The organism is Shewanella sp. YLB-07, assembly GCF_009377275.1.
Window position 1 is genome coordinate 63,934 of record NZ_VOQB01000005.1, and the last position, 11,476, is coordinate 75,409.

Here is an 11,476-nt window from a genome sequence, read left to right on the forward strand (position 1 = left end):
GCCTAAATAACCTTAAAAGACACAGAGATATAGCGCTTGTATTTACGCTTGATTTCTTTCTTACTCTTAAACAATTCTCCTAACCATGGAATACTCGATAGAATAGGCACACCACTTTCTGTAATCTCAGTCACTGTATTATCAAATCCACCGAGAATAACTGTCTGGTTAGGATCAATATAAACTTCTGATGCCAAAGATTGTGAGTTAACCTTCGGGGCCTGAGTCGTACCGGCGTCATCGGTATCGTCACCATCAAGAGACTCTTCTATATAGCTAAATTTTGCTTGTACTTTACCCGATGGTAGAAGACGTCCCGTCACATATAAGCCATTTTCAGCTTCAATAGTCTGAGTTGAAACCTGTTTATCAGAAATAAGTACAATAGTCGCGGTTTCTTTTTTTCCAAAGTGGCCTTGCTGATTTTCTAACACCAGTAAGTTGGTCTCATACACTCCCCTCGCCATATTATTGGTATACAAGGCTTGGAAGTTTTTGACAAAATCTACCGTATCAGTAAATGGAGGAACGACGATATCGTAAATTCCACGACTGCCGTTAAGCCAGGAACTATTAACACCTAATGCTTCAGTACGCTCTACAGAAACATCATAAACATGAAGAGAAAAAAGTAATTGTTTACGTTTAATATCGATCAAAGTGGCGATATGTTTTGCTAACTTAACCTCTTCTGGAGTACCGCGTATAAGCAGCGCATTACTCCCTGGCAACGATTGAACTTTGGAGGTTAACTCATCCTCCTCAAGCTGCTGCTTATCACTTTGACTGAGCTTAAGCTTATAGGCACGCTTCACCATTTCACCGTCGCTAATATTTTCAAACTGACCAATTCTTTCTATTGCAGACGATATTAAAGATTGAGCCCCCGGAAAGGTCACATTGCCATCATAGGTACTAATGTCACGATCGATAACAGATAAATAATGAAACTCTATTCTCGCCAACTCCAAATTATTTCCATTTTCTAAAAATTCATTTTTGTCGATCATATTCGAATAGCTAACTGCATCATTGACGAATTGTCGGGTACCAGAAAATAAAATTGAGTTACCACGTGAAACTAATTTAATTTTCGTCGTATCGTCAGTTCTAAAAGTACTTTTTAATTCTTTAATAAGACTGGCAGATGAGATGTTGCGTGGTTGAAATGCATAATTTATGTACGCTTGCCCAGTGTGCACAGTAAGAGAACCGCCATAAACATACCAGTCAAAGTCGTAGACCTCTGACAATTGAGCTAACAAATCCAAGCCCTCGCCGGACAACGTTTGGGTGATAGCTTGTTTGGCAGGCTTTTCCTCAAGCTCATCGACCAATTTAACTTGCATATCTTTTGCAATAGCCCCCAATGCGCCTCTCAGATCGATATCAGATTGTTTAATAAATACCTTTGCCTGACATGTAAAAGTGGTACACAAAAACAATAATAACCAGATGCTAGGCTTCATCAAGAATGTCCTCCATACGTTCTTGATTTGCCTTCATCTGCCTTATGCTTTCATTGATGATGGTTTGTTCAACAATCATTTCTACTATCTCATCCTCCGTTACATCAGTAGTAGCTTTGGAACCGTTAATCTGAATTGGGTTATCGGTCATATTTCTATTCAATTGTACTTTGCTCGCAGCAGTTTTTAGTTCGGACTCAAAGTCTTTAGCCTCTTTTTCAGAAGATAAATTGACCTGCTGGCTACTAAACACTGAATTGGTAAAATTAACGTTATTCATATCCTGCCTTTTTCATTAGTTGTGTGAACACATAGAATTGATCTTGTAAAAACCATAAATTGAGAATAATGATCACAGCAATAGCTTTAATATCCGCTGTTGTGCTAACGGATAAAGAAGCCTTTTTAAAGAAAAGATCTACATATCCACAACAGATCGTAATGCACAGCATTAAAATAATGTATTTCCCCGTGACCATAGCCATCATTACTAAACTGTCCGTGATGTAAAAATACAAGGTGTCAAAACCCACATTACTGACTTGGTCTACATTCTCCAGAATCACCGATAGTAGCGGTCTAAACACAACGCCTGAATCCACGGCATACATTAAAAAAACCAAAGAGCTAATCTTAGATAAGGCTTCTGATTCATCGGTAAAACGTTTATCCTGCACAGACTGTTCGTTAAGCAACAAAAGCTGCTGTATGACACTACCAACCATACCGCTGAGCCAATAAGGCACCGATGAAAACATAGCAAAGATAATGACGCTTAATACCCATATGAGTGTGGGTACTTCACCTAAATCACTTAGTTCAAGTCCAATTGCAAGAGCAATAGCGATGGCAAGTGATGTAGAATTATCCAAATATAGACGTGTTGGATTATAAATTTTTAAGAATAAAAACAATCCTGCAAATAGCAGCCAATTAGGGAAAAGAAGCGAGTCCATATCACTGCAGTGCCTTAAATAAAATAGTCCAACTATCAGAGAAATAAAACACAGCGAGTTTTACAGGTGTAGATATTACAGTCGGCGATAACATGGTCATACCAACACCACTCAGAATCACGGCGATTAAAAAATCTATACTGACAAATATCATGTACAACTTAAGACCAAACTCAAACCCTTGATATAAATCTAAGATCAGATTACCTAGAAAAAATTTTAACGTATCATTATCAGAGTCAAAATTAATCGGTATATCCATAATGCTAGTTAATTCATCAGTTTTACGTTCCGCCCGAGCCAATAATTCAGGGAAGAATTCAAACACATTACTGATCAAATAATACATCGTAATATTTTCTGATTTTCTTTCTAGCAACATAGGCGGCATCTGCATATCGCCTAGTACACCAGATGTTTCCACCGTCTCGCTGAAATAGGGTTTTATTCGCTCTAACCCCGGTTTTATATCCGGCCAAATACTATTAAGTGCCATTAAGGCAGCCAGCAAATTAACAACTATTGTGGGTGGAATTTGCTGCGTACCTACCGCATTTTTAATTATGTTAAGTACAATATTGTACTTAACATAGCCGGAAAAACAGATGAAAAAGACCGTTGATAACAAGACCAGAGTCAAGAGCAGTATTAAATTAGCTCCTGAAAATGCGTTATCCGGGTTCAATAGTTGCAACATCAATGACACTCTCTATAAACAGCTTCATAAGGAGATTAATTAAAACCTCCTTAACAAAAATTATATATTTCGAGCTGCCGCAGAAATTGAGTCTTTAATCGATTTTAAAGTCGACGTTGACGTTTGAGCAGTAATACTTTGATCCGCCATTAACTGTTGTAATGAGAGAGAATCTGATGCACTTAAAATAAGAGTACCATCTTTATTTGGGATGAAATTACCATCAGCATCCGTTGAACCAGTGTGGTCTGTGATAAAGGTGCTGACAGCGTCATCCGCATTATTGACTAATCCACCAAAAACCCCACTAATGTAACCTGTAGATAATTCAGACATTTAAAGCTCCTTTCTTGTATTTATAGACATTTAGAACCACAAATATAATGAGATGGCTTACAGGGAACCAGTGAAAAATTATGATAAAATACGATAAGATACAAAGGGTTACAATTACCCTGATAGTGTTTACACTATGTTGCAAAGGTTGCGTAACAGCATCGAAATCTAATCAGAATGATGATAAATAAATAAAAAGAGGTTAAAAACAATACAGCTACATTTAATAATATTTATCATCAGACCAATACACTAATATCCCAACCACAAAGCCAAATAAAATCTTAAAACCACGCCATACCAGGCCTTTTAAAAGAAAATACCTAAGTAAGAGAGCTGTAACAGCATGCCAAAGGAAGTGGTAATAGATAAAAGAGAGAAATGGAATCGACACTAACAGGCGTCGAACGAAGATCCATAATTAACACTGAAGGTATTACTTCGTGGTAACCAATATATTCTTTATCTGCATAATGTCTGAGGGGGTCCATCCCCTCTATTTTTTGCGGCCAATGTTCAATAAGTAACAGAACTTATACGCCTTGATAAGTGACGCTAAATCTTGCGTGAGCGGCTAAATTCGTAAAGTGAAATAATCTAATACATCTTCTAAATTGGATGTAGGTCACAGATAGAAAAACTCAGATATGATTAACTAGATAAGATTTTTAACGTAAAATCATAGTAACTCCAGTAGTTAACATGGCTGCGAACAAAGCAGAGAAAAAGCACAATAAAATCATAACCATGAGTTCAGTACGCTGTATTCCAACGGTGTGTATAGAAGGTGGTGCTTGCATGGGAGTATTGAAATGTAACTTGTTACTCTTCATCACATTTTTTACTTCAAGCACAAGAGGCTCTTCCGCTATAGAAATACCGGTAAGCCCTTCATCAAGTATTAACATATAGCCTTCTTTAGGGATCGTTTTGATCTCACAAGCCAAACTGTCGAACTGAGCAAGTGATCGACGCAAGTTTGAAATCGCTTTAGTTAAGGAAGTTTCATTGACAAACACTTTACCCCACACCTTGTCATTGATTTCATCTTTACTGATCACTCGGTTTTCTTTGTCGCATAGCAATTTAAGTATTGCTGCCTCTCGCCCACCGATGTTAATGATTTGTTTACCCGCACTAATTTGCCTTTTAAGCACATCGAAAATCATCTGGTTTCCTAATGCGTAATTTCTTGTCATATCTTATTCCCTAAAGTTATTACTTATATTCCTCAAACCGAATAATGAAGTTTTTTTCAGTAAAAGTAATATTAAAGTCGTAAAAACAATCTAAAAAAGAATATTTTTCAGTCAAAGCAATATTAAAGTCATAAAAATAATCTAAAAAAGAATATTTTTCAGTCAAAGTAATATTAAAGTCGTAAAAATAATCTAAAATATCAAATGGTAGAAACTACAAACCACGCCAAGCGTACAAATGATTCACATGACCACCAAAAACACAAGTTAACAACAATCATATCTGCGCATTCACTATTCAAGTGTATTAACTTGATCGATGGAAACATAAAACTGCTCATCCACTTTGACTAGAATCCCGGTAGCAATCAACTCATTACCGCTTTTAAGTAAAACTTCAGATTGAACGAAATCGTTGACAGGTTTAAGTTGACTATGTTGCAGTCGATTAAGCTCATCCAAGGTCATAGTGCAGTTAGCAATAACAACATCTATCGCAATACGCATCAATTACCCTCCTTGAGAAATCGAGATAATAGAACGACGAACATCACGGATCTCTTCTTGGGCCGAGGTGATTTCAGTCATCACGTTTTTAAACTCTTGTTGTTCTGTATCCAAATCCACCTGGATCGTGTCGCAATAAGCTGTCATGGTCGCATTCATTGATTGAAGCTGATCATAAGTAACATTCTGGCTCATACCACCAGAACCAACAATCTCTTTAATGCCTTCGCTATTACCAAGCTGCTGCTTAATTATTACATCTATTTCCAATAAATAATCACTGGCCTTGCCTCCATTCAATGAAGTTATTTTGTTATCGCCAGGCTTAGTGTTTGGCAGTCTGTCACTCATTATCAACCCCCAAAGTCTGTTAATTTCTGCAATTGCCTCAGATTTTTTAGAAATAGCATCAGCCTTAGTCTCAGCAAGTTTTGTTTGATCGGTAATATATTTGGATAAGATACTATCAATCAGCGCAAGAGGGTCCCTGCTTCCTGATGAAAACAAATATAATGAAGTTGTATCTGTACCCTGTGATTTTATAGCTTTGGCTGCGATAGGACTTTGGCTTAACGCTTGATCTAGCATCTTTGTCTCTGCTCCCTGTATGGGCATAAAAGCAGGCATTGGTGTTACTTGAATTTCTGACATTAGAATTGTTCCTGTTATGGTTGAATAAAAAAAACTCGGAGTTTATCACCGTCTTTAAAAATGGCTTTATCACGTGAAATAGATTGAATCAATCCTAGACCTGGCACGCTACTTCCAACCCAATATCGATATTTATCGTCATACAAATAACGTCCAGCTCCCGACGAGTAGAAAATCGAATATGGGAAATTGGCACTGTCTATCACTTGGGAACTATCGTTTCGCGCTGCAATATGCGCGATGACGTCCTTCAGGCCGTTCTCTTTTAGTAAAAACACCGCTTTGGCCCTATTATTAACAAACCAGGTATTATCAAGCTTAATAAACGACAATCCATTCTCACCAAAAACGGCCATGACTCTGTTATCAGATTCAAATGTTTCAACTTGAATTTGATCACGTCCAGATTTTTCTATCACCTTTATCGGAACAGTTTTTTTTGAGTAACTTGACACGACTTCCACCACCAATTGGGTGAGAGCTTGAAAATTCGTCTTATCCACAACTTCAGCATTGACCTGCCAAGCCTGAGGCAAAAGATTAAGTACAGATGAGTCTAATACTTTAATTTTGCCATTTTTAATATAACTGCCATTAAGCTGGGTAAAGTATTCCGCAATCTGAGTTTGTTGATTAACTTTAAATGCTATAAACATCCCTACGCCTAAACCAATATTAAGTATTAAGGTAAATAGAATGACTGCACGATATTTTTTAGCACTATAGCTCATCAATTTAGGAGCACGATTGCCTTCGAGGTAGACAAAAAAAGCAACACCTCGTAGGCGATAGACATGCCCCTGCCTAAGTTTCTTCGATTTATCTCCCTTTTTAACCCCTTTTATTACAATGTCAGTTCCGTCATTTGAAAGCTCCCAATGCGTATTGGCAGGGACTGTCTCTGGAATACAAAGCGTGTCAGGCTTATCACTTTCACTAGCTCCGGTAATCACTAATTTGGGTTCTATAGGCAAGGTAACTCCATGTAAATGCCCATCAACAAACTCAATTAGCCACATGTAAGCTCAGCTCTTGTTTCAATGTTTTCGCAATATCCAGAGTGTTACTTAAAGTTTTTAATAACGCCTGCGGGTGTTCCGGCAGAGGTATACCACGAACAAAGAAATATTCTTCTGACTGAAACTGGGCAATATAACCATCAGAACTAAGTGAAAAATCAGCATTTATTCTTAGCGCTACTTCCGATTGAAATGGCCCCCCTCCCATCGAGATCATGATTAAAATGGAGTCATTGAGTCCCACGCGAACACCATCCTCAATACGACAACTCATCTCATCGAAATCACAAAGGAGCGCATGGTTTTCATCTAACAATAGCGACGAACCTTGTACTAACTGAGTAAACTCCATCATCAACAGAGTAAATTTTTTATTTTTCATCGTAATTAAACTTTATCTCAATAATAAATCGGCGCTGCGATATCCGCTGAGTAGCTGTTGGCAATCCATTTTCAACACTGCCTCGTAACATAATGGGGGTATCTCCCATACCTTCCGTTTGTAAATAGTATTTAACGCTATTGGCTCGTGCATTAGCCAAACGACGATTACTGGAATAAGAGCCTGACGAATCAGCAACACCATAAACCCGTAGGCTTTCCACTGGCTGACCCCGTAGCTCCTCAATCATGCGAATTAAGATATTCTTTCCTTCTGGTGTGAGCACAGATTCATTGACCAAAAATAAACTCTGAAACACCAAACGTACATGATCCTGATTAGTGTGGTGGATCAAGACTCCAGAATCTGATTTCCACAGCTCTGCGGAAAATGCCTTTTCTGTCGTCGCACTGACTAAATTTGAGTGGAGCCAATAGTCACCTTGGCAACTTTTTACTTCGTTAAAAGCGTAGGTGTTAATATTCGCAAGATAGTACTTACTTGATATAGCCGGTACAGCTACTTCAATACACGCATTCTGATGTGGCGAACCATCAACATATTCAGGCTCCCTTTTCACCCAATAACGCACATGGTCAATATCATCGATATTGGTGAAAAGTAAATTATATATATCCTGCTTCCATTCATGATCCCAAACTATTGAGTCCTCTCGGACATCCTGAGCACAAGAAACTAGTCCCATAAACACTCCTACAATCAGCCCTGCTTTAAACAGTCTTTGCATCTTTATGCCTATTCAATTCCAATAGAATAAATGCGATATCACGATAAAATGCTTTAGGTATAAAGTCTTCTCCTGTTCGCATGCTCTTATAAAACGCCCTTGCAAGTCCCTTATGCTCCAAAATCGGAATATTAAGCCCCTCCAATCTTCGTCGCTCTTCCAGTGCAAGTGATTCCGTACTAATCTGTAACACCACAGGGACTTTATCTATCAAACGGTCATAACAAATTGGCACCAAAATATGCGTCGGATTCGCAATCGCAAAGGTTGGACTACGTCCTTTTGTTATAGGAGTGTCCATGACCTCACGCATTTGCCGCTTTCGCTCCGACTTCATTTCCGGTGAACCTTCGGTTTCTTTCATCTCATTTTTCATTTCCGTAAATGTCATTCTATTTTTGCGGTTAAAGTGATAACGCTCAACCATCAAATCTATACATCCAAGACTGACTCCGTACACAAAAAAAAGCATTGAAACCAGCCCGATATATAACATTAAGTTGTAAATGAAATAGGAGGTGTTATTGACTTGCGCCAAGGTATTTAACTCGCTCCCCCCGACATCCGATACATACTTCAAGAGAAACAATAAAAAGATTAGTTCGAGGACCTTACGCAAAGAGCGGGATATAGCCTCAATCCCAAAAATATTTTTAGCCCCCGTCACTGGGCTTATTTTTTCCATTTTAAGGCCCAAAGACTCAGTACTGAATACAGTTTTATTAATCAAGACCCAACTGATAGCCGCCATAATGAGCTTAACCATAAACAAGATGAAGATCCCCCAAGCAATAACCGAATAAAGAATCCCAAAACCAGTTGATATATCGGCATATAACATCACCTCTAACCAATCATTGGCCGATTGAAACACCAGATAAATTGCACCGATAAATACCACTGTAAATACCACTAATTCCATCGTAGGCTCGGCCAATTCAGTTTTAGGAAACTGACCCTTTTTCATTAAATCTTTGAGCTTCTTCTCTGTCGGTGGATACTTTTTAGGTTCAGTAGATTCATTTGACATAGTATTACATCACAACCTGCAGTGGCTCAGAGCTAACGACACAGCTCGGTTCAGCTATATCACCATGGCTACAAACAGAAATCGTCGACACCACTTGCTGAAAGAATGATTTAACAGAATTAATTTCAGTATCATTCACCACTAGAGTTGGCTTACAGCCGTACTGAGTCGTCATACGTATAATTTCCTTACGCAATGAAGATTGCAACTCAATCAAACGATCCAAATCCTCATTTTCCCCCATCACAAAAGTTTCGATACACTCCGTTAATTCAGGGGTGAGCAGTGCAACATAAATTTGTCCATCGCAGTTCATCAATCGTGATGTGATCTCGTAGCGAGCTTGGTTCCTGATGCGATTCAGCCAGTTTTTAGGTTCGTTATCTATTCGAGACCAATAGATCAGAGCCTCAAAGAATGTCACTCTATCAAGATAAAACTCTCTGGCACGTATCATCTCTTTAATGACATCATGTACACGATTCAAACCGAGCGCAGCATCTATCTCGTTCTTCATTACTTCACTTTGGCTCGCAAGTCCGTCAATAATATTGCTGGTGTATTGGAGGTTATACTTTTCAATAAGGCACTTATTTAAAAAGTATTCCACTATTGTGGCAATACTTTGAGTCGACGCATCACTAATAAAGACTTCGTCTCCTAGTACTTCGATCAATTCTAAAGAGCTTTCCTGAGAAAAGGAGTAGATGCAAATACCTGAGATATACACTTCAATGTCACACTCCAGATCCCTCTCTATGATTATTGAAGGCGTCCCTAACGCTTGGCCCCAAAGTGTTTGCTCAATACGATGAAGACTAGTATCAACTAAGGTTTGATGCTGAGGCTCTCGTAACACCATTTTCAAGGACTCATAAAGGCCACTTCCTGCAGCCACTGTACTCGTCACTTTCTTTGGCTGGCCGTGTATTCGCCAAAGTAGACATGCTATCAGTGCACACATAAGAAACAGAATCACGCACACAAACAATAGGCTAGGACGGGCTAAACCGAGTACGAATATAAAACAACCAATAACCAAGAGGCTTTTCCAAAAGCTGCTAACCTGCTTTGCCATCTGTCCCATAAATGAGCCAGAATCCTCCTCTCCTTTGATGCGTGTTAAGTAAACGCCACAAGCGATTGAAAGCAGTAAACTTGGTATTTGTGATACCAAACCATCGCCTATTGTCAGTACGGAAAAACGATTAATACTCTCAGATAAAGTGAGATCAAACTGATTGACCCCAACATAAATACCGCCAAAAAGATTTACTAAACTAATTAAAATACCGGCTATAGAGTCGCCTTTTACAAACTTCATCGCCCCATCGAGTGAACCAAAAAGTTTATTCTCGGTATTGAGGTCTGCACGCATTTTCTGTGCCTGATCACCTGTTATCAAACCGCTTTTCAGATCGCCATCTATACTCATTTGCTTGCCAGGCAAGGCGTCAAGAGAAAATCGAGCGCCCACTTCCGCTACCCTTTCACCACCTTTTGTCACAACTAAAAACTGAACAATAGTGATGATAATGAAGATCAACAAGCCTGAAATAAGATTGCCACCCATCACGAACTCACCCACAGTCTCAATGACGTCACCAACATCCTCGTTAGCAATGATATTTCGCGTTGTAGCAATAGAAAGTAATAATCGGAACGTCGTCAACAGCAAGACTACCGTTGGCAAGAATGTCACCTTAAGGGGCTGATCATTCTCTAACATGATAACTAAAAGCAACACCGAGCTAGTAAAGCTCATTAATATAAAAATATCAATTAGCCCCCCTGGTAGAGTGAATAGAATAATCGTTGGCAGCATAAGTGCGATGATGATACTGCTAGGATTAAACATGAACAGATTACGACGAAAATACTTAATCATATGCTGTCCAAACTACGACCTAGCTCTTCGACGATAGATAGAGTATCTATGCTGACCAGGTTATCCTCACTTTCAATCGTTAGCACGACTCCCCCATTTTCAAACACTTGCTCAACAGACAAAGTGTTATCTTCGTCATCTATTGCTTTATGGAGTAAATCGATAAGATGACCTATCACTGCCTCATTTAAGCTAAGTGAGGGTAGGCGTGATTTGACCTTAGTAGCTATCGTACTTTTCAACTCATCTTTTAACGTATTTAAGCTATGGTATTGCGCTGCAACAAGTTCAGTGAGCTGTTGATTTGCCTTTTCAAACCAAAGAGCCTGATTGACCATTAATTTATCTTCCATCTCATTATGCAAATCAGCCACATGAAGGTTGAGCGCTTGCTCCTTCTCTTCAATAAGATGCACAACTTGTTCTTCAACTAGCTGTTGATATTGCTCAACCCTCTCTTCCAAAGCCGAAAGCAAGGATTTAGCCTCGGTGTAAATGAGGACATCAGACTTCTTTATCACATTTGAATGCCGCTCTTTCTTAAATAGAATCTGTGGGATAGTTCTCTGGTCTGAATTAATTTCTATGTACAAG

General features: G+C 38.8%; 14 protein-coding genes. All 14 read right to left on the minus strand.

The annotated features are described in order from the left end of the window. Positions 1-2 precede the first annotated feature (2 nt). The 14 genes from FS373_RS12205 to FS373_RS12270 all read right to left on the minus strand — a co-directional run bounded on the left by FS373_RS12205 (position 3) and on the right by FS373_RS12270 (position 11,403). A complete protein-coding gene (locus tag FS373_RS12205) occupies positions 3-1,469 on the minus strand; it encodes a secretin N-terminal domain-containing protein (RefSeq protein WP_152829548.1) in 1,467 nt (488 codons plus the stop codon). Continuing rightward, positions 1,459-1,749: a hypothetical protein gene (locus FS373_RS12210; protein WP_152829549.1), complete on the minus strand. Its 291-nt coding sequence runs from the start codon at positions 1,747-1,749 to the stop codon at positions 1,459-1,461. Before FS373_RS12210 ends, FS373_RS12205 begins: the two co-directional genes overlap by 11 nt. Then, a complete protein-coding gene (locus tag FS373_RS12215) occupies positions 1,742-2,425 on the minus strand; it encodes a type III secretion system apparatus protein VscT2 (protein WP_152829550.1) in 684 nt (227 codons plus the stop codon). The genes FS373_RS12210 and FS373_RS12215 overlap by 8 nt, the downstream gene beginning before the upstream one ends. 1 nt (position 2,426) lies before the next feature. Then, a complete protein-coding gene (locus FS373_RS12220; protein WP_077752786.1) occupies positions 2,427-3,122 on the minus strand; it encodes an EscR/YscR/HrcR family type III secretion system export apparatus protein in 696 nt (231 codons plus the stop codon). Between the two features lie 60 nt (positions 3,123-3,182). Then, positions 3,183-3,458, minus strand: a complete 276-nt coding sequence (locus FS373_RS12225; protein WP_077752787.1) for a hypothetical protein — start codon at positions 3,456-3,458, stop codon at positions 3,183-3,185. Between the two features lie 668 nt (positions 3,459-4,126). After that, positions 4,127-4,657: a winged helix-turn-helix domain-containing protein gene (locus FS373_RS12230; protein ID WP_077752788.1), complete on the minus strand. Its 531-nt coding sequence runs from the start codon at positions 4,655-4,657 to the stop codon at positions 4,127-4,129. A gap of 294 nt (positions 4,658-4,951) precedes the next feature. Continuing rightward, on the minus strand, positions 4,952-5,164 hold the full coding sequence (locus FS373_RS12235; RefSeq protein ID WP_077752789.1) for a FliM/FliN family flagellar motor switch protein: 213 nt from the start codon (positions 5,162-5,164) through the stop codon (positions 4,952-4,954). Positions 5,165-5,167: 3 nt separating this feature from the next. Further along, positions 5,168-5,815, minus strand: a complete 648-nt coding sequence (locus FS373_RS12240; protein WP_144047757.1) for a hypothetical protein — start codon at positions 5,813-5,815, stop codon at positions 5,168-5,170. A 14-nt stretch (positions 5,816-5,829) separates the two neighbouring features. Further along, positions 5,830-6,834: a hypothetical protein gene (locus FS373_RS12245; RefSeq protein WP_144047758.1), complete on the minus strand. Its 1,005-nt coding sequence runs from the start codon at positions 6,832-6,834 to the stop codon at positions 5,830-5,832. Then, positions 6,821-7,216: a hypothetical protein gene (locus tag FS373_RS12250; protein WP_227992735.1), complete on the minus strand. Its 396-nt coding sequence runs from the start codon at positions 7,214-7,216 to the stop codon at positions 6,821-6,823. The genes FS373_RS12245 and FS373_RS12250 overlap by 14 nt, the downstream gene beginning before the upstream one ends. Next, positions 7,206-7,964, minus strand: a complete 759-nt coding sequence (locus FS373_RS12255; protein WP_227992737.1) for an OmpA family protein — start codon at positions 7,962-7,964, stop codon at positions 7,206-7,208. Before FS373_RS12255 ends, FS373_RS12250 begins: the two co-directional genes overlap by 11 nt. Continuing rightward, complete coding sequence (locus tag FS373_RS12260) at positions 7,948-8,994, minus strand: EscU/YscU/HrcU family type III secretion system export apparatus switch protein (RefSeq protein WP_077752792.1); 1,047 nt, start codon at positions 8,992-8,994, stop codon at positions 7,948-7,950. Before FS373_RS12260 ends, FS373_RS12255 begins: the two co-directional genes overlap by 17 nt. 4 nt (positions 8,995-8,998) lie before the next feature. Continuing rightward, a complete protein-coding gene (locus FS373_RS12265; protein WP_152829551.1) occupies positions 8,999-10,882 on the minus strand; it encodes an FHIPEP family type III secretion protein in 1,884 nt (627 codons plus the stop codon). After that, the gene (locus tag FS373_RS12270; RefSeq protein WP_322619494.1) at positions 10,879-11,403 is read right to left on the minus strand and encodes a hypothetical protein; all 525 of its coding nucleotides are present in this window, start codon (positions 11,401-11,403) and stop codon (positions 10,879-10,881) included. Before FS373_RS12270 ends, FS373_RS12265 begins: the two co-directional genes overlap by 4 nt. Positions 11,404-11,476: the final 73 nt, after the last annotated feature.

Coding starts and splice junctions, on each gene's coding strand:
- FS373_RS12205 (WP_152829548.1), bottom strand. CDS start 1,469: ATGAAGCCTAGCATCTGGTTATTATTGTTTTTGTGTACCACTTTTACA.
- FS373_RS12220 (WP_077752786.1), bottom strand. CDS start 3,122: ATGTTGCAACTATTGAACCCGGATAACGCATTTTCAGGAGCTAATTTA.
- FS373_RS12215 (WP_152829550.1), bottom strand. CDS start 2,425: ATGGACTCGCTTCTTTTCCCTAATTGGCTGCTATTTGCAGGATTGTTT.
- FS373_RS12255 (WP_227992737.1), bottom strand. CDS start 7,964: ATGCAAAGACTGTTTAAAGCAGGGCTGATTGTAGGAGTGTTTATGGGA.
- FS373_RS12225 (WP_077752787.1), bottom strand. CDS start 3,458: ATGTCTGAATTATCTACAGGTTACATTAGTGGGGTTTTTGGTGGATTA.
- FS373_RS12265 (WP_152829551.1), bottom strand. CDS start 10,882: ATGATTAAGTATTTTCGTCGTAATCTGTTCATGTTTAATCCTAGCAGT.
- FS373_RS12240 (WP_144047757.1), bottom strand. CDS start 5,815: ATGTCAGAAATTCAAGTAACACCAATGCCTGCTTTTATGCCCATACAG.
- FS373_RS12245 (WP_144047758.1), bottom strand. CDS start 6,834: ATGTGGCTAATTGAGTTTGTTGATGGGCATTTACATGGAGTTACCTTG.
- FS373_RS12210 (WP_152829549.1), bottom strand. CDS start 1,749: ATGAATAACGTTAATTTTACCAATTCAGTGTTTAGTAGCCAGCAGGTC.
- FS373_RS12235 (WP_077752789.1), bottom strand. CDS start 5,164: ATGCGTATTGCGATAGATGTTGTTATTGCTAACTGCACTATGACCTTG.
- FS373_RS12230 (WP_077752788.1), bottom strand. CDS start 4,657: ATGACAAGAAATTACGCATTAGGAAACCAGATGATTTTCGATGTGCTT.
- FS373_RS12260 (WP_077752792.1), bottom strand. CDS start 8,994: ATGTCAAATGAATCTACTGAACCTAAAAAGTATCCACCGACAGAGAAG.
- FS373_RS12250 (WP_227992735.1), bottom strand. CDS start 7,216: ATGAAAAATAAAAAATTTACTCTGTTGATGATGGAGTTTACTCAGTTA.